At 41.8% G+C, this 21,714-nt stretch carries 8 protein-coding genes; 7 read left to right on the top strand and 1 reads right to left on the bottom strand.

The window, feature by feature from the left end; translation table 11 throughout:
- Nucleotides 1–164 precede the first annotated feature (164 nt).
- The 6 genes from L5B90_RS09615 (at nucleotide 165) to glyS (ending at nucleotide 19,769) form a co-directional block, all read left to right on the top strand.
- Nucleotides 165–14,408, top strand: a complete 14,244-nt coding sequence (locus L5B90_RS09615; protein WP_265762781.1) for a YadA-like family protein — start codon at nucleotides 165–167, stop codon at nucleotides 14,406–14,408.
- Nucleotides 14,409–14,607: 199 nt separating this feature from the next.
- Nucleotides 14,608–15,516: a glycine--tRNA ligase subunit alpha gene (gene glyQ / locus L5B90_RS09610; protein WP_250351585.1), complete on the top strand. Its 909-nt coding sequence runs from the start codon at nucleotides 14,608–14,610 to the stop codon at nucleotides 15,514–15,516.
- A 25-nt stretch (nucleotides 15,517–15,541) separates the two neighbouring features.
- Nucleotides 15,542–16,159 (top strand): glutathione S-transferase family protein, encoded by a 618-nt coding sequence (locus L5B90_RS09605; protein ID WP_265762780.1) that lies wholly within the window; start codon nucleotides 15,542–15,544, stop codon nucleotides 16,157–16,159.
- Between the two features lie 22 nt (nucleotides 16,160–16,181).
- A complete protein-coding gene (locus L5B90_RS09600; RefSeq protein WP_265762779.1) occupies nucleotides 16,182–16,451 on the top strand; it encodes a hypothetical protein in 270 nt (89 codons plus the stop codon).
- 36 nt (nucleotides 16,452–16,487) lie between these two features.
- Nucleotides 16,488–17,525 carry a PDDEXK nuclease domain-containing protein gene (locus tag L5B90_RS09595; protein WP_265762778.1) on the top strand — a complete coding sequence of 346 codons (1,038 nt, stop codon included), beginning with the start codon at nucleotides 16,488–16,490 and terminating at the stop codon, nucleotides 17,523–17,525.
- A gap of 180 nt (nucleotides 17,526–17,705) precedes the next feature.
- A complete protein-coding gene (glyS, locus tag L5B90_RS09590) occupies nucleotides 17,706–19,769 on the top strand; it encodes a glycine--tRNA ligase subunit beta (RefSeq protein ID WP_265762777.1) in 2,064 nt (687 codons plus the stop codon).
- Between the two features lie 119 nt (nucleotides 19,770–19,888).
- Here glyS and L5B90_RS09585 read toward each other — a convergent pair whose 3' ends face one another.
- Nucleotides 19,889–20,317: an RrF2 family transcriptional regulator gene (locus L5B90_RS09585; protein WP_265762776.1), complete on the bottom strand. Its 429-nt coding sequence runs from the start codon at nucleotides 20,315–20,317 to the stop codon at nucleotides 19,889–19,891.
- A gap of 138 nt (nucleotides 20,318–20,455) precedes the next feature.
- Here L5B90_RS09585 and hmpA point away from each other — a divergent pair, with 138 nt between their 5' ends.
- A complete protein-coding gene (gene hmpA / locus L5B90_RS09580) occupies nucleotides 20,456–21,655 on the top strand; it encodes an NO-inducible flavohemoprotein (RefSeq protein ID WP_265762775.1) in 1,200 nt (399 codons plus the stop codon).
- Nucleotides 21,656–21,714: the final 59 nt, after the last annotated feature.

Genomic DNA, 21,714 nt, shown 5'->3' with positions numbered 1-21,714 from the left:
TTCAATCATTAACGTGGGGTTACTTTACATTAAATTTACAATTAATTACGCTAAATTGGTTAGTAATGTAGCGGTTTTATGCTATATTTGCATCCTGAAATTTTATCTTTGTTCGTTTTTTAAACGATAGTTGTTTCTTCACCAACCAAAATTAGGTATAACTTATGAATAAAATATTCCGTATTATTTGGAACCACGCTCAACAAAATTGGGTTGTAACCTCAGAATTAGCTTCTCGACAAGGTAAATCAAACAGCCTTGTGGATTCTTCCATTCAGCCAACAAAATCAAGCAAAAATTTCTTTTTAAATCTTATTTCATTAAGTGTATTAATGAGCCTACCCCTTGCCGCAAATGCCTATGTGGCAATTGGGGGAACAGCACAATATAGCGGAATCGCACAAGAAAATGCGGGAAGTTCAATCGTTAATGGAACATCTAGAGAACAACAAGCATTTGCTGGAAATAAAATAGGAGATCGAGCATTAAACTACTATAACCCCGGTAGTAAGAGTTATGATGATCCTGATAGCGAAGGTTCTAGCAAAAATTATTCAGGTGCTTTATCTGGAGCGACGGGGATTGCGATTGGGGCAATGGCAGATGCACGAGCAACAGGGCAAAGTACTTATAAGGAAGGTGAGTCTTCAGGTATTGCTATTGGTGATTATTCAAAGGCAATCGGTGCATTGAGTTTTGCGTTAGGCGGCTATTCTATTGCTAGCGATACAGGGGCTACGGCGATTGGTACAGCCTCTCGTGCGTCAGGCTTTAACTCTTTAGCAATGATGCGTCAATCTGCCGCAACCAATGATTATGCAATGGCAATTGGTAACGTGTCTTGGGCAGCAGGAAAAGGAAGCCTTGCAATGGGGCAATCTTCTCAAGCTGCAGGCGATCGTGCTATTGCAATTGGTAGTGCCAATGTGGGGGATTCAGAGACAACAGGACCCCGCGTAACCAATTACGATGCGAATACCAACACTCAAGCCTTAGGTGATCGTTCTATTGCCTTTGGGGCTAAAGCGCGTACTGCACAAACTGCTGATGACGCGGTGGCTTTAGGTTCAGAAGCCAATGCCCTTTCACGTGCTGATATGGCAATGGGGCTTGGTGCGGTGGCAAATGGCACAACTACTACTAATAATACTGCAGCAATGACTAATGCAAATGTTTATGCAGAAAGAGCCTCAGCAGCAGTGGCAGTGGGGGCAGGGGCTAATGCTACGGGGCGTAATGCGGTTGCAATCGGTGCAGGGGCAGAAGCAAGCACAGCAGGTTTGCCTGCAAGCCTAGCTTCGCAAAACCGTGCAGATAATGTTGCTGTTGGGGCGGCAGCACAAGCTGCTTATAACGCCGTAGCAAGTGGTTTTAAATCGAAAGCAACGGGGACAGGCTCTGTTGCCATTGGTTCAGGGGCAGAAGCGAAAGCACAGAATATGATTGCCATTGGTATCAACGCAGGTAAAGGTGGGGCGACGGATGAGAGCAAAAAGAACACCCACGGAATTGCCATTGGTAACGGTGCAGGTCAAAATGTAATTTCAGGCACAGAAAACGTGGCGATTGGTCGATGGGCAGGGATGAATGTTGAGGGCAACACAAACTATGCCATTGGTGTCAGCGCGGGGAATAATGTTAAAGGTGCTGATAACTTTGCTGCCATTATCAACGCAGGGCAAAATGTTGAAGGAAGCCAAAATATCGCATTAGGCTATTATTCAGGGCAATATATCAAAGGTAGCTCCAATATCGCCATTGGTAAAAATGCGGGTAAATATACCGAAGCGGAAAAATTAACGTCGAATAATAACATCGCCATTGGTACAGACACCAAAGCCAACCCAGGGGCAAACGGCAATGCAGCAACCGCTATTGGTGCTAACGCAAATGCCTTGGCAAATGCCGCGACTGCATTAGGGGTTTCTGCACAAGCATTAGGTGTGGCATCTGTGGCAATTGGTGAAGCTGCTTTAGCTTCTGCGGGAGCGCCTATTACTGAGGGTTCACCTATTACCACAGGGGCAACCACTGCCGTAGGGCGTCAATCTCAAGCAACCGCTGGTTCGGCTTCCGCCTTTGGTTCCAATGCCAATGCGAGTGGTGAAGGAGCAACCGCATTAGGGAATGCATCTTCTGCTTCGGGTAAATATGCAGTAGCAAGTGGCGTACAGTCAAATGCCTCAGGCATTCAATCAACCGCAATTGGGCGTGCAGCACAAGCAACCGCAAATGACACAATCGCCATTGGTTCAAGCGCTAAAGGTTCAGCTGAAAATGCCATTGCCTTGGGGATTAACGCACAAGCTTTAGCCTCAAATGCCATTTCTATTGGTAACGGCAACGTAGTTACGGGGAAAAACTCTGGCGCGATTGGGGATCCAACAACCATTACAGGCGCAGGCACCTATTCTCTCGGTAATGACAACGGCACGATCGCATCAAGTGATTCTGGCGTGTTTGGTAATAACAATAACCTTGATGCTGCTGGAGATAATAACCGTGTCATTGGCAATTATAATACGCTACAAAATAAAGCAAGTGGCGATATGGTAATGGGGGCGCGTAATACGATTTCCGGTGCGACTGATAGCGAAATTATTGGTAATTCAAATACCGTTCAAGGCAAACAAGTGGGGGTGTTTGGCGATAGCAACACCCTAACTGAAAATGCAACACAAAGCCGTGTGTTAGGGAATAACAACTATGTCAATGGCTCTACGGCAATGGTGTTAGCAAATAATGCTAATGTAAATAAAGCGTCAGGTGCGAAAAGCACAGGTTCTATTGCTATCGGTAATAATGTAACAACGGAATTTGATAACTCAACAGCAATTGGTACAAATGCCAGTGCGGTAAATTCGGCTTCGACAGCAATTGGGGTTTCTGCACAAGCAAGTAGCATTAATGCCCTTGCGATCGGTTCTTCATCAAATGCACAAGCGACGCAATCTGTTGCGGTCGGTACCAGCGCACACGCCTATTCATCTAACTCTTTAGCCTTAGGGACTTCATCATCCGCAAATGGTGCAAGTGCCATTGCTATTGGTAATTCTGCGGCAACTGCGAAACAAAATTCAATGGCGGTGGGCGTGCAAGCGAATGCGAATGGAAATGGCGCAGCAGCATTTGGTAAACAAGCGAATGCAACAGGGGATAACACCGTTGCAGTGGGAACATCCGCTATTGCTTCAACAGGTGGTTCTACGGCGTTAGGTCCACTAGCAAATGCGTTTGGTGATGTGTCTTTAGCTGTTGGTAATAGCTCAAAAGCGGAAGGCGGAAATTCAATGGCTGTGGGGCAGAATAGCCAAGCGGTTGGCGCTTCAAGTATGGCAGTGGGTCAGGAAGCCGTAGCCAAAGGAAATAATGCGCTGGCATTAGGTTATCAAGCTAAAGCAGAGAAAGGTGATTCCCTTGCAATGGGTTATGGAGCTCAAGCAACTCTTGCAGGTTCTGTGGCATTAGGGGCAGGCAGTGTAACCGGATCAGCGGTTAAAACCTCAAGTGCAACGGTCAATGGCATTACTTACTCTGGTTTTGCGGGTGATAAAATCGGAAGCAGCCGTGTTGTATCTGTGGGGACAACGACAGGGGAAAACCAACAACGCCAAATTCAAAATGTCGCCGCAGGGCGTATTACCGCCACTTCAACCGATGCAATTAATGGTTCGCAACTTTATATGGTGGCAAACACCCTTGGTAATGTCGCAACCACAACGAAAAATATTTTAGGTGGAGATGCGACGCTTGATCCAGCTACGGGCAATATTACGATGACGAATATTGGCGGTACGGGTAAAAACACGGTTGATGAAGCAATTAAAGCCGCGAAAACAGAAGTTAAAGCGGGAACAAATGTTGCGAATGTTGCCACTTCAACTGATACAACAGATGGACATACCATTTACACCGTAAATGCGAATGGTACAACAGTATCTAAAGGCTCTGATTTAGTTAAAGTTACTCCAGGAACAAAAGATACGAATAATGTAACAGATTATGCCGTAGATCTTTCTGATGGTGCTAAAGCAAGCCTAGACAAAGCAGACACCGCATTACAATCTTGGAAAGCCCAAATTGTTAATGGCGATGATACAACTGAAATCAAAACAGTTAATCAATCTGATAGCACTTTCTCATTTGAAGCTGGCGATAATATCACCCTTGAAAATGATAATAGCAAATTGAAAATCTCAGCGCCTGCAAATGGTAGCGTGACAGATGGCAACACCGGTTTAGTTAATGGCGGAACGGTTTATAACGCCATTGAAGGCGCGAAAACCCGTTATTACAGTGTAAATGACGGCGGTAATCAAGGTGCAAACTACAATAATGACGGCGCAACAGGATTAAATGCCTTAGCCGCAGGTGTTGGCGCACAAGCAACGGGTGAGAATGTTGTTACCATTGGTCATAGTGCGGGAAGTAACGACAGCACAGCGAACAATTCAGTTTATATTGGTGAACAAGCAGGGATGGGTTCAACAACAAATTCTGATCGTCCTGAAAATGTTTATATCGGTAGTGGCGCTGGGAAAAATACAGTAGGCGGTTGGAATACGTCTATTGGTACACAAAATGCTGGTGCAGGTATAACGGGTGATCTGAATGTGGCACTTGGTCAAGCTACTCTATATAAAGTAGTGGGTAATGAAAACACCGGTTTAGGGGTTTATGCGGGGCAAAACAGCACAGGGAATAATAATACCAGTGTCGGTGCGCAAGCAGGGCGTTACGTTGAGGGTAGCAACAATACTTCGGTCGGTTATAACGCAGGGGCGAACAGTGTAGGTAGCAATAATGTTGCTTTAGGTAATGAAGCTGGTCAAAACGTTACAATGAGCGATACCGTAAGCATTGGTAACGGTGCAAAAGCAAATGCTCAAAATGGCGATGTGGCATTGGGTTCTGGCTCAACCACAGCGACAGTTGTAACAACAGATTCGGCGGATATTAACGGCTTATCCTATGGTGGATTTGCAGGTAATGATCCAAAATCTACCGTAAGTGTCGGTTCAGCAGGAGCAGAGCGTACCATTACTAATGTTGCAGCAGGACGTATTAGCAAAACATCCACCGATGCGATTAATGGCTCACAACTTTATGCCGTGGCAGATACCTTAGGCAATGTGGCAAATACGGTTGTCAATAATTTAGGGGGAAATGCCGCAGTTGATGAAGATGGCAACATCACAATGACAGATATTGGTGGCACAGGCAAAGACACCGTTGATGATGCAATTAAAGCAACGAAAACAGAAGTGGTTGCAGGAAAACAAGTTACCGTTACTTCTGAAAAAGATGCACAAGATGGTCATACGAAATATACCGTAAATGCAACAAAAACGACTGTGGCTGGCTCTGGTGATGTTGTGATCAGTGGTGATGGCACGGCTGATAGCGAAGGCGTGATTGCTTATACCGCAGATTTATCTCAAACCACAAAAGATAACATTCAAAAAGGTGTTGATGCGAAAGATACCATTGATACATTAGGCGTAAACTTTGGTGGTGATACTGGCAAAGTCTTTGCTCGTAAACTGGGTGAACAAGCGAATGTAAAAGGTGGTGCATCGGGTGAGCTAACGGAAGGCAACATTGGTGTAGTTTCTAATGGTACTGATACCTTAACCGTTAAATTAGCGAAAGATATTGATTTAACGAAGGAAGGAACCTTAACAATTGGTGATACTGTTTTAACCAATGACACTATTGCCACTGATAGCGTAATAGCAAATAACGTGAATGTTGGCGGCACAACCATATCAGAAGGTAAAGTTGAAGGTTTAGATGATCGCAATGCTGACGATGATGCGGATTATGGCGTAGGTGATAACGCAACACGTGCGGCGACAGAGGGCGCGGTGAAAAATGTTGATGATAAATTCAACAACGCAACCTTTGGCTTAAAAGCTGAAGACAATAATACGGTAACCAACAACTTAAATAATACCGTGGATGTAGTCGGTGCGGATAGCAATATCACAACCAAAGTAGAGGATAACAAGTTAAAAATTGAACTTGCGAAAAACTTAGACTTAGGTAAAGATGGCAGCGTTACAATGGGTGATACCAAAGTTGATGGTAATGGTTTAACGATCAATAACGGTCCAAGTATTACTAAAGACGGCGGCATTGACGCAGGTAATAAACCGATCACAAACGTAGCAAGTGGTGGTAATGTTGAAACCAACGCCGCGAACATTGGTGATGTGAATAAAGCAGGCTGGAACATTCAAGGCAATGGAACAGCGAACGGCAAAGTGGTAAATGATAATACCGTAAACTTTGTCAATGGCACTGGCACCACAGCAACAGTCACTGGAAGCAATGGTTCTTATTCTGTTAAATATGACGTGAATAAAACGACATTCAAAACAGATGACAGCGGAAATGTAAGTGCGGTTGATACTGGGGATAATTTTGCCACAGCGAAAGACGTAGCAGATGCCATCAACAACGCACAGAAAACCGTTGAAGTGGCAGCCGGCACAAACATTGCAAGTGTAGAGAGCGAAACAGAAGGTAAGAAAACAACCTTTACAGTTAATGCGAAAGGCACGACAGTGAGCGTTTCGGATGAGTTAGCTTTAACGACAGACAGCGAAACGAATAAAGCGAATAACATCACGGACTACAAAGTTGCGTTAAGTGATAAAACCAAAGAAGACATCAAAAAAGGTGTAGATGCGAAAGACGCAGTAGATACCAAAGGTGTTGGTTTTGCAGGCGATAGTGGTAATGGCTTTAGCCGTAAATTGGGTGAACAAACCAATGTGAAAGGTGGCGTAACTGATGAAACTAAATTAACCGATAATAATATTGGTGTGGTTTCAGACGGTAAAGATACACTAACTGTTAAACTTGCTAAAGACTTAAAAGATCTGAACAGTATTTCAGCGAATACCGTCACTGCTGGTGATACAACGATGACTACTGATGGCATTACTATCAGTAATGGTACAAAAGGTAACCCAGTTAGCTTAACGAAAGATGGCTTAGATAACGGCGGCAACCAAATCACAAACGTAGCAAGTGGTGGTGATGTCGATAGTAACGCAGCGAATATTGGTGATATCAAATCAGCAGTGAATAAGGGAGGCTGGAACATTCAAGGCAATGGAACAGCGAACGGCAAAGTGGTAAATGATAATACCGTAAACTTTGTCAATGGCACTGGCACCACAGCAACAGTCACTGGAAGCGATGGTTCTTATTCTGTTAAATATGACGTGAATAAAACGACATTTAATACAGATGATAGCGGAAATGTAAGTGCGGTTGAAAATGGTGATAATTTTGCCACAGCGAAAGACGTAGCAGATGCCATCAACAATGCACAAAAAACCGTTGAAGTGGCAGCCGGCACAAACATTGCAAGCGTAGAGAGCAAAACAGAAGGTAAGAAAACAACCTTTACAGTTAATGCGAAAGGCACGACAGTGAGTGTTTCTGATGATTTAGCTTTAACGACAGACAGTGAAACGAATAAAGCGAATAACATCACGGACTACAAAGTTGCGTTAAGCGACAAGACTAAAGAAGACATCAAAAAAGGTGTAGATGCGAAAGACGCAGTAGATACCAAAGGTGTTGGTTTTGCAGGCGATAGTGGCAATGGCTTTAGCCGTAAATTGGGTGAACAAACCAATGTGAAAGGTGGCGTAACTGATGAAACTAAATTAACCGATAATAATATTGGTGTGGTTTCAGACGGTAAAGATACACTGACTGTTAAACTTGCTAAAGATGTGAACCTTGGTGAAAACGGAAGCCTTACAGTTGGTAATACAAATGTGAATAATGAAGGTGTTGCAACGCCGAAAGTCACAACAGGTTCAACGGTAATGGAAGACGGTAAAATTACTGGTTTAACGGCACGTGATCCTTCTGCAAGCGATTATGGTGTAGGTGATAACGCAACACGTGCGGCGACAGAGGGCGCGGTGAAAAATGTTGATGATAAATTCAACAACGCAACCTTTGGCTTAAAAGCTGAAGACGACAAAACAGTAACCAACAAATTAAATAATACCGTAGATGTAGTCGGTGCGGATAGCAATATCACAACCAAAGTAGAGGAGAACAAGTTAAAAATTGAACTTGCGAAAACCTTAGACTTAGGCAAAGACGGCAGCGTTACAATGGGTGATACCAAAGTTGATGGTAATGGTTTAACGATCAATGACGGTCCAAGTATTACTAAAGACGGCGGCATTGACGCAGGTAATAAACCGATCACAAACGTAGCAAGCGGTGGTGATGTCGATAGTAACGCAGCGAATATTGGTGATATCAAATCAGCAGTGAATAAGGGAGGCTGGAACATTCAAGGCAATGGAACAGCGAACGGCAAAGTGGTAAATGATAATACCGTAAACTTTGTCAATGGCACTGGCACCACAGCAACAGTCACTGGAAGCGATGGTTCTTATTCTGTTAAATATGACGTGAATAAAACGACATTTAATACAGATGATAGCGGAAATGTAAGTGCGGTTGAAAATGGTGATAATTTTGCCACAGCGAAAGACGTAGCAGATGCCATCAACAATGCACAAAAAACCGTTGAAGTGGCAGCCGGCACAAACATTGCAAGCGTAGAGAGCAAAACAGAAGGTAAGAAAACAACCTTTACAGTTAATGCGAAAGGCACGACAGTGAGTGTTTCTGATGATTTAGCTTTAACGACAGACAGTGAAACGAATAAAGCGAATAACATCACGGACTACAAAGTTGCGTTAAGCGACAAGACTAAAGAAGACATCAAAAAAGGTGTAGATGCGAAAGACGCAGTAGATACCAAAGGTGTTGGTTTTGCAGGCGATAGTGGCAATGGCTTTAGCCGTAAATTGGGTGAACAAACCAATGTGAAAGGTGGCGTAACTGATGAAACTAAATTAACCGATAATAATATTGGTGTGGTTTCAGACGGTAAAGATACACTGACTGTTAAACTTGCTAAAGATGTGAACCTTGGTGAAAACGGAAGCCTTACAGTTGGTAATACAAATGTGAATAATGAAGGTGTTGCAACGCCGAAAGTCACAACAGGTTCAACGGTAATGGAAGACGGTAAAATTACTGGTTTAACGGCACGTGATCCTTCTGCAAGCGATTATGGTGTAGGTGATAACGCAACACGTGCGGCGACAGAGGGCGCGGTGAAAAATGTTGATGATAAATTCAACAACGCAACCTTTGGCTTAAAAGCTGAAGACGACAAAACAGTAACCAACAAATTAAATAATACCGTAGATGTAGTCGGTGCGGATAGCAATATCACAACCAAAGTAGAGGAGAACAAGTTAAAAATTGAACTTGCGAAAACCTTAGACTTAGGCAAAGACGGCAGCGTTACAATGGGTGATACCAAAGTTGATGGTAATGGTTTAACGATCAATGACGGTCCAAGTATTACTAAAGACGGCGGCATTGACGCAGGTAATAAACCGATCACAAACGTAGCAAGCGGTGGTGATGTCGATAGTAACGCAGCGAATATTGGTGATATCAAATCAGCAGTGAATAAGGGAGGCTGGAACATTCAAGGCAATGGAACAGCGAACGGCAAAGTGGTAAATAATAATACCGTAAACTTTGTCAATGGCACTGGCACCACAGCAACAGTCACTGGAAGCAATGGTTCTTATTCTGTTAAATATGACGTGAATAAAACGACATTCAAAACAGATGACAGCGGAAATGTAAGTGCAGTTGATACTGGGGATAATTTTGCCACAGCGAAAGACGTAGCAGATGCCATCAACAACGCACAGAAAACCGTTGAAGTGGCAGCCGGCACAAACATTGCAAGTGTAGAGAGCGAAACAGAAGGTAAGAAAACAACCTTTACAGTTAATGCGAAAGGCACGACAGTGAGCGTTTCGGATGAGTTAGCTTTAACGACAGATAGTGAAACGAATAAAGCGAATAACATCACGGACTACAAAGTGGCGTTAAGTGATAAAACCAAAAAAGACATCCAAAAAGGTGTTGATGCGAAAGACGCAGTAGATACCAAAGGTGTTGGTTTTGCAGGCGATAGTGGCGATGCCTTTAGCCGTAAATTGGGTGAACAAACCAATGTGAAAGGTGGCGTAACTGATGAAACTAAATTAACCGATAATAATATTGGTGTGGTTTCAGACGGTAAAGATACACTGACTGTTAAACTTGCTAAAGATGTGAACCTTGGTGAAAACGGAAGCCTTACAGTTGGTAATACAAATGTGAATAATGAAGGTGTTGCAACGCCGAAAGTCACAACAGGTTCAACGGTAATGGAAGACGGTAAAATTACTGGCTTAACGGCACGTGATCCTTCTGCAAGCGATTATGGCGTAGGTGATAACGCAACACGTGCGGCGACAGAGGGCGCGGTGAAAAATGTTGATGATAAATTCAACAACGCAACCTTTGGCTTAAAAGCTGAAGACGACAAAACAGTAACCAAAAACTTAAATAATACCGTAGATGTAGTCGGTGCGGATAACAATATCACAACCAAAGTAGAGGAGAACAAGTTAAAAATTGAACTTGCGAAAACCTTAGACTTAGGCAAAAACGGCAGCGTTACAATGGGTGATACCAAAGTTGATGGTAATGGTTTAACGATCAATAACGGTCCAAGTATTACTAAAGACGGTGGCATTGACGCAGGTAATAAACCGATCACAAACGTAGCAAGCGGTGGTGATGTCGATAGTAACGCAGCGAATATTGGTGATATCAAATCAGCAGTGAATAAGGGAGGCTGGAACATTCAAGGCAATGGAACAGCGAACGGCAAAGTGGTAAATAATAATACCGTAAACTTTGTCAATGGCACTGGCACCACAGCAACAGTCACTGGAAGCAATGGTTCTTATTCTGTTAAATATGATGTGAATAAAACGACATTTAATACAGATGATAGCGGAAATGTAAGTGCGGTTAATACTGGGGATAATTTTGCCACAGCGAAAGACGTAGCAGATGCTATCAACAATGCTCAAAAAACCGTTGAAGTGGCAGCCGGCACGAACATTGCAAGTGTAGATAGCGAAACAGAAGGTAAGAAAACAACCTTTACAGTTAATGCGAAAGGCACGACAGTGACTGAAGGTGATGGCTTAACTGTAACGCCAACAGACGCTGGTAATAATGTGACAGACTACAGTGTAGCGTTAAGCGACAAGACCAAAGAAGACATCAAAAAAGGTGTAGATGCGAAAGACGCAGTAGATACCAAAGGTGTTGGTTTTGCAGGCGATAGTGGCGATGCCTTTAGCCGTAAATTGGGTGAACAAACCAATGTGAAAGGTGGCGTAACTGATGAAACTAAATTAACCGATAATAATATTGGTGTGGTTTCAGACGGTAAAGATACGCTGACTGTTAAACTTGCTAAAGACTTAAAAGATCTGAACAGTGTTTCAGCAAATACCGTCACTGCTGGTGATACAATGATGAATACTGATGGTATTACCATTAATAACGGTAAAGCAGGTAAGCCAGTTAGCCTAACGAAAGATGGCTTAGATAACGGCGGCAACCAAATCAAAAACGTAGCAAGCGGTGGTGATGTCGATAGTAACGCAGCGAATATTGGTGATTTGAAAAATGCAACCAGCAACCTTGTGAACACAGGTTTCAATATCGCAGCAGATAATGGAAATAAAGACAATGTGAAATTAGGAGAAACAGTGAAATTCACCGACCCTAATGGAAATATTGTGACTACTGTGGCAGATAATGAAATCAAACTTGCGTTAAATAAAGATTTAACGGTAGGTGATGACAAGGAGCCAGGAACCATTACGGTGAAAGGTGAAAACGGTAAAGACGGCGTAAGCCTCAACGGTAAAGACGGTTCAATTGGCTTGAATGGTAAAGACGGTGCAAACGGCACAATTACCGTGAAACAAGGTAAACCGGGCGTTGATGGTAAAGATGGCGGACAGAAACCGCGTTTAGACATCAATGGTGAAGACGTTGCGACCTTAAACGATGGTTTGAAGTTCCAAGGTAATAATGACACAACTGCAGCAATTCAGAAAAAACTGAATGAGACCTTAACCATCAAAGGGGAAAATGCGGGAGATGATGTTTCTGCTACTAATATGTATGTAGAAAACAGCGGTTCTGAGTTAATCATCAAGATGGCAAAAGCGCTAACTGACTTGACGAGTGCAACATTTACAACCCCAGATGGTAATACAACTGTTGTCAATAATAATGGGGTAACGATTACACCAAAAGATGGTCAGAAAAAACCTGTATCTTTAACGGATGCTGGCTTAGATAACGGTGGCAACCAAATCACAAACGTAGCAAGCGGTGGTACTGTTGAAACCAACGCAGCGAATATTGGTGATTTGAAAAATGCAACCAGCAACCTTGTGAACACAGGTTTCAATATCGCAGCAGATAATGGAAATAAAGACAATGTGAAATTAGGAGAAACAGTGAAATTCACCGACCCTAATGGAAATATTGTGACTACTGTGGCAGATAATGAAATCAAACTTGCGTTAAATAAAGATTTAACGGTAGGTGATGACAAGGAGCCAGGAACCATTACGGTGAAAGGTGAAAACGGTAAAGACGGCGTAAGCCTCAACGGTAAAGACGGTTCAATCGGCTTGAATGGTAAAGATGGTGCAAGCGGCACAATTACCGTGAAACAAGGTAAGCCGGGCGTTGATGGTAAAGATGGCGAACAGAAACCGCGTTTAGACATCAATGGTGAAGACGTTGCGACCTTAAACGATGGCTTGAAATTTGCTGGGGACAAAGGCGATACCTTGATTAAGAAACTGAATGAAACAGTGACAATCAAAGGTAAAGCTCAGGCAGATGCTGATGTAACAGACAAAAACCTTCGTGTAGATAGCGAAAATGGTGAGCTTGTTATCAAAATGGCAAAAGCCCTGACAGATTTAACCAGTGTTGCAACAGGCGATACCTTGATGGATAACAATGGTGTAACTATCAATAATGGTAAAGCAGGTAAGCCAGTTAGCTTAACGAAAGATGGCTTAGATAACGGCGGTAACAAAATTACTAATGTTGCTGCTGGTACAGCACCAACAGATGCTGTAAATGTAAGCCAACTAGAGAAAGCACAAAAAGCCGCAACAACAAAAGTGGTTGAAGGTAAAAACATCAAAGTCACTGAAACAAAAAATACTGACGGTAGCAAAACCTATACAGTTGCGACTGCAGATGATCTTGATGTGAATAGCGTAAAAGCTGGTGATACGGTATTGAATAAACAGGGTGTGAAAGTTGGCGATACTGTACTGAATAAAGACGGTGTTAAAGTTGGCGATAAGGTTGCTCTCACCAAAGATGGCTTGAAAGTGGGAGATGTGAATATCTCAACTGATGGTATCAATGCAGGTAACAAGAAAGTAACAGGTGTTGCCAATGGTGATATTAGTGCAACAAGTCAAGATGCAGTAAACGGTAGTCAACTCTACACTGTTCAACAAGCAGCGAAAGCGGCGAAAACAGAAGTTGAAGCTGGTGATAATATTGAAGTAACTTCAAAAACTGGTGGTAATGGTCAAACTGTTTATACTGTTGCAACTAAGAAAGAGGTAAACTTTGATCAGGTCAATGTTGGCGGTGTGAGCATTAACAAAGATACTGGAATTAACGCAGGTAACAACAAAGTAACAGGCGTATCAGCCGGTAATATTAATGCGAATAGCACTGATGCAGTAAATGGTAGTCAATTACACGAAACTAACCAAAATGTAGCGGAAAATGCTGCAAATATTGCAAACAACACTGCAACGATCAACAAGGGCTTGAATTTTACGGCTGATGATGGTCAAACACTTAACCGTAAATTAGGTGATACAGTCGCTGTTAATGGTGATGAAAATATTAAAACTTCTGTAACATCTTCAGGTGTGAAAGTTGCATTAAATAAAAACCTTAAAGTTGATAGTATCACTGCGGGTAACACCGTTGTGAATAACGAGGGGGTAACCATTGGCAGTGGCAATAATGCGGTAAGCTTAACGCAAAATGGCTTGAATAATGGTGGTAATCGAATTACTAATGTGGCACCGGGTACCGCGCCAACAGATGCAGTAAATGTGGCACAGCTTAGCAATGTTGCGAACCATCTTGATAATAAAGTCAATAAAGTTGCTGGCGATATGAAACGTATGGATAAAAAACTCCGTGCAGGTATCGCAGGTGCTGCGGCATTAGGTATGTTGCCTCAACCAACGAGGCCGGGTAAATCAATGGTTTCTGTGGGTGGTACAACTTACCGCAACGAGTCAGCAGTGGCGTTAGGTGTTTCTCGTGTATCTGACAATGAGAAATGGGTGATTAAAGTTGGTGCATCGGCAAATACGCGCAATAACTACATTGTGGGTGGTTCTGTCGGCTATCAATGGTAATCATTTGAAAATTGTACCGCACTTTAGTTTTGTTTAATTTATAAAGTGCGGTGAGATTTTTGTTATTTTTAAGCCCTACATATTGTAGGGCTTATTTTTTGTCTGAATTTCCTTGAGAGGATTATTCTAAACTAGGATAATTGCCCATAATCCAGTACAATAGCCCCATTTCGTTTACTTAATTTGAATAAAGCTAGCTATGAATACAAAATTTGATGTAAAAACCTTTCAAGGTATGATCCTTGCCCTACAAGCTTATTGGGCAGAGCAAGGTTGTACTATTGTGCAACCTTTTGATATGGAAGTGGGCGCGGGGACTTCTCACCCAATGACTGCATTACGTGCTATCGGGCCTGAGCCAATGGCATTTGCTTATGTACAACCTTCACGCCGTCCGACAGATGGGCGCTATGGCGAAAACCCAAACCGTTTACAGCATTATTACCAATTCCAAGTGGTAATTAAACCTTCCCCTGATAACATTCAGGAGCTTTATCTTGGCTCATTAAAAATGCTTGGTTTTGATCCAACACAACACGATATTCGTTTTGTGGAAGATAACTGGGAAAACCCCACCCTTGGTGCATGGGGCTTAGGCTGGGAAGTATGGCTAAATGGTATGGAAGTCACCCAATTTACCTATTTCCAACAAGTCGGTGGTTTAGAATGTCGCCCAGTTACGGGGGAAGTTACCTACGGCTTAGAGCGTTTAGCGATGTATATTCAAGGCGTGGATAGTGTCTATGACTTGGTGTGGTCAGACGGTCCTTTAGGCAAAACAACTTATGGCGATGTGTTTCATCAAAACGAAGTAGAGCAATCCACTTACAATTTTGAATACGCTGATATTGATTTCTTATTCAACGCCTTTGAGCAATATGAAAAAGAAGCACAAGAGCTATTAGCACTGGAAAAACCATTGCCATTGCCTGCTTACGAACGCATTTTAAAAGCGGCACACAGCTTTAACTTGTTGGACGCACGCAAAGCCATTTCCGTCACCGAACGCCAACGCTATATTTTACGAATCCGTGCTTTAACTAAAGGTGTGGCAGAGGCATATTATGCCAGCCGTGAGGCGTTAGGTTTTCCTGGTTGTAAAAAATAATTTTAGAGAATTAAGGAGAGGGAAAATGAAACTTTGGTATTCCACGACGAGTTCATTTGCTCGTAAAGCGGTTGCTACATTGAAATATCATCAGCTTGAAGAACAAGTTGAATTATTGAGAATTACTAATTCATTTGATTCTAACTCTCCACATAATCAAGATAATCCGCTAGGGAGAATTCCTGCATTACAAATGGAAAATGGTGAATGGCTATTTGGTAGTTTGTTAATTAGCCAATATTTAGATAGCATAGGTTCACAACCAACATTATTTCCGATAAATGCTAAACGTTGGCAAGTCTTGCAGTTACATTCTTTAGTTGAAGGGATTTTAGAGAATACCACGCCAACCATTGTTGCCGAACGCCGTTTTCGTCCACAAAATGAATGGTGGACAAGCAGACATCAGCAATTAATGGAAAGAAATATTCGTACATTTAAGCAATTAGAACAGAAATTAGCAACATTTGGTGACGAAATTAATATCGGTACATTAAGTGCGGTGTGCTTAATTGATTGGTGGCAATTTCGTATAGATGGCACAGGTTTCAATTTAGTGCAACACTTCCCTAATTTAGTAGAATGGACGGCAGAAATGAATGAAAAATATATATTTTTACAAACAACAAAACCAACAATATAAGATTTTGTGTTAGGAGTAGCATATGACAAAACCCGTGTTATTTTTCGCCGAAACTTGCCCTGATACCGCCCCTTTTGTGGCACGCTTGCAAGAATTAGGTGTGCAATATGAAGCGGTGGAAATACAATCTTCATTAGGTAACCTCAAACGTTTTCTTGCTTTGCGTGATAATCGTACAGAGTTTGAAGCAGTGAAAGCACGCGGATCGATTGGCATTCCTGCGTTGTTATTAGATAACGGCGATGTTGTGCTAGAAATTGAAAAATTGGCTGACGTTTTGCGAAGTAAGTGATATCTAAAAGTGCGGTAAGTTTTGCAGGAGTTTTAAATGAAAAAAGAAAACCACATAGCAATCAACGAACAGCAATTAGTGGGTGAAATTAGCCAACTTATTCAAACCAGTAAACAACGTGTTGCGGTAATAGTCAATGCGGAACTTACCTTACTTTATTGGCATATTGGACAGCGGATTAATCAACATATTCTCAATAATGAACGGGCGGAATATGGCAAGGAAGTGGTTAAGAATTTGTCTAAAAGCCTAACGGCGCAATTTGGCAAAGGTTGGGGGCGGCGAAATTTAAGTTATATGGTGCAATTTGCTACGGCTTTTCCTGATATTCAAATTGTGCAATCACTGATTGCAAAATTAAGTTGGACGCATTTCACAAAGTTATTTGTAATTGATGAGCCGCTCAAACGCGATTTTTATGCAACGATGGCGGCACAAGAGCGTTGGAGTACAAGAACGCTAGAAGAGCGTATTGGTTCTTTGCTATTTGAACGCACGGCAATATCGAAAAAGCCTGATGAAACCATTAGCCAAGAATTAACCTTATTGAGAGAAAAAGGCGAATATAATCAGTCGCTTGTGCTGAAAGATCCGTATGTCTTGGATTTTTTAGATCTCAATGATCGTTATTTAGAAAAAGATCTCGAAGATGCGATTTTAAGAGAAGTTGAACAATTTCTTTTAGAATTAGGGGCGGGTTTTACTTTTATCGCACGGCAGAAAAGAATTCAAATTGATAATGATGATTTCTATATTGATTTGTTGTTCTATAATCGTAAATTAAAACGCTTAATTGCCATTGAATTAAAAACCGAAGCGTTTAAACATTCACATAAAAGCCAAATGGAACTTTATTTGGCGTGGCTTGCAAAATATGAACAAGAAGAAGGGGAAAATCCTCCTCTGGGTATTATTTTATGTACTTCTAAAAAGCAGGAACAAGTTGAATTATTAGATTTAAAGCAATCGGATATTCATATCGCTGAATATATGACGGTGTTGCCGAGCAAAGAAATATTAGCACAGCGATTGCATTTAGCGGTAGAAAAAGCAAAATTGCGGTTTAATGACTGATTAAGGAACGATAATGACGCAATTAACCACAAAAAACGGGGTTATTACAGCAAATCAGTCAAATTATTGAACAGGCACGTCATCAGGTTCGCCAAATGGTAAAGTTAGAAAAACAGCTTGAAAAAGCAAGACAAGAGAGCCTAAAACTTAATTAAATTAAAATGTAATTAGAGAAACAAAATGACAAAAAATTTCCTCGCCGAAATCGGCACAGAAGAGCTACCACCGAAGGCTCTGAAAAAATTAGCGGTGGCATTTAAAGAGAATGTGGAGCAAGAGCTTCATCAAGCAGGTTTAGCCTTTGATGAAGTTCAGTGGTTTGCCTCCCCACGCCGTTTAGCGGTGAAAGTGTTGGGATTAGTGGAAGCACAGCCAAGTAAAGAAGTGGAAAAACGTGGGCCGGCAATCTCGGCTGCTTTTGATGCAGAAGGCAAGCCAACCAAAGCCGCAGAAGGCTGGGCGCGTGGTTGTGGTATTAGTGTGGAACAGGCGGATCGTTTGGTAACTGATAAAGGCGAATGGTTAGTCCATCGTGCGGTGATTGAAGGTCAGCCAACTAAAAATCTTCTGCTTGGTATTATCAGCAATGCCCTTGCGAAATTGCCTATTCCAAAAACGATGCGTTGGGGAGATAAAAGTGAGCAATTTGTTCGTCCTGTGCATACTGTAACCCTGTTATTGGGAGATGAGCTGATTGCAGGCGAAATTCTTGGTGTTGCCAGTGGTAAAACCATTCGTGGACACCGTTTTTTAGGTGAGCAAGAATTTACCATTGAAAATGCCGATCAGTATCCACAAATTTTAGAACAAAAAGGCAGTGTGATCGCGGATTTTGAACGCCGTAAAGCGATTATTTTGGAAAATTCACAACAAAAAGCCACCGCACTTGGTGGTGTAGCGGATATTGAAGAAAGTTTACTTGACGAAGTTACCGCATTAGTAGAATTTCCAAATGTGCTGACCGCGAAATTTGAAGAACGTTTTCTTGCTGTGCCAGCAGAAGCCTTGGTTTACACAATGAAAGGGGATCAAAAATATTTCCCAATTTACGATAAAAACGGCAAATTATTACCGCACTTTATTTTCGTATCTAACATTAATCCAAACGATCCAAGCAAGATTATTGAAGGAAATGAAAAAGTAGTACGCCCACGTTTAACTGACGCAGAATTCTTCTTCAAAACCGATTTAAAACAGCGTTTAGAAGATAATCTCCCTCGTTTGAAAACCGTCTTGTTCCAACAGCAGCTCGGGACGTTATTTGATAAAACACAACGTATTGAAAAACTGAGCGGTGAAATTGCGGCACAAATAGGTGCTGATGTAAGCAAAGCAGAGCGTGCAGGCTTACTATCAAAATGTGATTTAATGACCAATATGGTGTTTGAATTTACTGATACACAAGGTGTAATGGGAATGCATTATGCACGTCATGATGGTGAAGATGAAGAGGTGACCGTTGCGTTAAATGAGCAATATATGCCACGTTTTGCCGGTGATGAATTACCTCATTCCTTAGTGGCCTGTTCCGTAGCATTAGCGGATAAATTAGACACCTTAACGGGGATTTTTGGCATTGGTCAGCATCCAAAGGGCGATAAAGATCCATTTGCTTTACGCCGTGCGGCATTGGGTGTGTTACGTATCATTGTAGAGAAAAAATTACCTCTTGATTTAACCGATTTAGTGCAAAAATCCACCGCACTTTTCGGCGATAAATTAACCAATGGTAATGTCGTAGAGGATGTTGTGGACTTTATGCTAGGTCGCTTCCGTGCTTGGTATCAAGAAGAAGGCATCGCTGTTGATGTCATTCAAGCAGTACTTGCCCGTCGCCCTACCCGTCCTGCTGATTTTGATGCGCGAGTAAGAGCAGTGGCACATTTCCGTACCCTTGAGGCAGCGGAAGCCTTAGCCGCCGCGAATAAGCGTGTAAGCAATATTTTGGCCAAAGCAGAGGGTGAAATTGGTGAAATCCAGTTAGATCGTTGTGTTGAGCCAGAAGAAAAAGCATTAGCGCAAAGCGTACTCGCGTTACAAAGTGAAGTGCAACCACTTATTGCGGAGGGAGACTACGTGGCGGTGTTAGATAAATTGGCAAATTTACGCCAGCCAGTGGATAACTTCTTTGAGAAAGTGATGGTAAACGCCGAAGATCCGCAACTTCGCCAAAATCGTTTAGCCATTCTGAAAACCTTGCAAGGGTTATTCTTACAAGTAGCAGATATTTCTTTATTGCAATAACTTGTCTTTTTAATGTCGCCCCGCTTTCTAAAGTGCGGGGCTTTTTTTCTAAATTTTTCTAAAAAAATCACCGCACTTTAGATTATCCATAAGCAGGTTATATCCCTATCTTATTGATATTATAGATAAGAAATAAAAGGAATGTTTTCTGATGAGTGGGCGCTAATGACTTTCCGTAATGGATACTGATTCAGACTTTGGTAAAACTGTTCTAATGCATTATCAAGTAAATGTTTCAGTTGGCATTGGGGCTGTAATCCACATTTTGGTGAGAGGCAATTTACAAGGGGATCATTGCCTTGAAAAGTGCGTAGCATTTCACCGAGAGGAAGATCAAGTGTATTTTCTGCTAAGCGAATTCCGCCCCCTTTACCACGACTAGTGATGAGCCATTGCTGTTTCGCCATAAAATGCACAATTTTCACTAAATGATTTTGTGAGAGTTGAAGGGCATTAGCAAGGCTTGCGATTGTGTGGCTTTGCGCTTGCTGACGAGCAAGGTAAATTAACACACGGAAACCATAATCAGTAAATTTATTAATTTGCATTTCAACTCCTTAGGTGGATTATTGTAGTCTATTTCACCACTTCTCGCTAGATTATCGCGTATTCATAAATAATCGCTTGCCAGCCTAACATTAAAAATGTATTTTAAATACATTTTAATAAACGAAAAAGGAATGTTTATGTCATTAACAGCAAATCAAATTGAATTAGTGAAAGCGACTGTGCCAGTGCTACGTGAAAATGGTGTTGCACTGACTTCTTATTTTTACAACAGAATGCTGACCAATCACCCAGAATTAAAACAAGTATTTAATCTTGGTCATCAACGTAGTGGCGCACAAGCCCGTTCTTTAGCTAATGCGGTATTAGCTTATGCAGAAAATATTGAAAATCCCGCTGTGTTATTGCCTGCCGTTGAATTAATGGCACATAAACACGTGAGTTTGGATATTCAAGCACCTGACTATGCTATTGTAGGTAACAACTTACTTCATTCTATTAGTGAAGTGTTGCAAATTTCAATGGACGATCCATTAATTGAAGCTTGGACTGTAGCTTATAGCCAATTAGCAGATATTCTGATTAGCACAGAAAAAGCCATTTATGATGAACATCAACAAACAAAAGGAAGTTGGTTAGGTTGGCGTAAATTTAAAATTGCGAAAAAAGTAGCAGAAAGCAGTGAAATTACGTCTTTTTATTTACAGCCTGTCGATGGAGGCGCATTGCCAACTTATAAAGCTGGGCAATATATTTCAGTGCGTGTTTTTGTCGAAGAATTAGGGTTAAAACAACCTCGCCAATATACGCTTTCAGACAATCCAAAAACAGATTATTTACGTATTTCTGTAAAACGTGAAGATCCAAAAGGTGAACTTGCAGGCGGTTGGGTTTCAAACACCTTGCATCAGTTAAAAGAAGGCGATGAGATTGAAGCCACCGCGCCAACAGGTAATTTCTTCTTGGTTGATAGCCATAAGCCGAATGTATTTATTAGTGGTGGTGTTGGCTTAACCCCTATGATTGCAATGCTTAACCAGCTTGTAGAACAAAATGTACCTGAAAAAGTAAGCTTTATCCACGCCTGTCGTAATGCTGATGTGCATGCTATGAAAAATCATATTGATAGTGTAAAAGCACAGTATCCAAATGTCAGTACGTTTACCGTATATGAAGTGGAAGACGAACAAGCTGATGCAACAGGTCATCTAAATTTAAGCCAAATTCCAACCGCACTTTTACCTAAAGAGGCGGATTACTATTTATGCGGTCCAATGGCATTTATGCAAGCACAGTACAATGCTTTAGTCGAGTTAGGCGTGCCAGTAGCGCAAATTCATTTTGAGGCATTTAATACGGGCGGTGTCAAGTTAGACTAATATTTTAGCGTTAATACATAAATAGGGCTGGATAGGAATATCTAGCCCTATTTTTTTAT

It is taken from the genome of Avibacterium sp. 20-129 (assembly GCF_026226845.1).
Lineage (GTDB): Bacteria > Pseudomonadota > Gammaproteobacteria > Enterobacterales > Pasteurellaceae > Avibacterium.
This window is presented reverse-complemented; position numbering and strand designations above follow the sequence as displayed.